This is a genomic window from Arhodomonas sp. KWT, from assembly GCF_010993615.1.
The window spans coordinates 1-502 of record NZ_WNXE01001169.1 but is presented as its reverse complement, the minus strand read 5'-3'; the positions used below and the strand labels follow the sequence as shown (position 1 = coordinate 502).

The following is a 502-nucleotide window of genomic DNA, read 5'->3' as shown; positions in this document are numbered from 1 at the left end:
TGCTGATGCTGACCGACGTCGACGGGGTCTACCGGGGATTCGGCACCGACGGCGCCGAAAGGCTGGAACGGCTCACCGCCGCCGAGGCCCGCGCACTGGAACTGCCGGAGGGCTCGATGGCCCCCAAGGTCCGGGCAGCGTGCGAATTCGCCGAATCCGGCGGCCTCGCCGGCATCGGCCGCCTCCAGGACGCCGTCGCCATCCTCGAGGGCCGGGGCGGCACACAGATCCGCCCGGACACGTAGTCACCGCCCGCACCGGGGCGTCAGCCGGGTGGAGGCACCGGCCGGACCCAACGCCGTACCCGGCGTGGTCAGCCGGCCCGGGCCTCCAGCGCGGCGACGGCGGGCAGGGTCCGGCCCTCCAGGAATTCGAGGAAGGCACCGCCGCCGGTGGAGATGTAGGAGAGTTCATCACCGACGCCATAACGGGCGATGGCGGCCAGGGTGTCGCCGCCGCCGGCGATGGAGAACGCCGGGCTCGCCGCGATCGCCCGGGCCAG

1 protein-coding gene and 1 pseudogene are annotated in these 502 nt (G+C 74.1%); one reads left to right on the top strand and one right to left on the bottom strand.

From position 1 onward, the window contains the following. A pseudogene (locus tag G7A99_RS24780) lies at positions 1–245 on the top strand (carbamate kinase); the annotation flags it as partial. Positions 246–313: 68 nt separating this feature from the next. On the opposite strand, the gene pgk reads toward G7A99_RS24780, so the two are convergent. Further along, the coding region (gene pgk, locus G7A99_RS24775) for a phosphoglycerate kinase (protein ID WP_163144736.1) at positions 314–502 on the bottom strand (189 nt) is incomplete at its 5' end.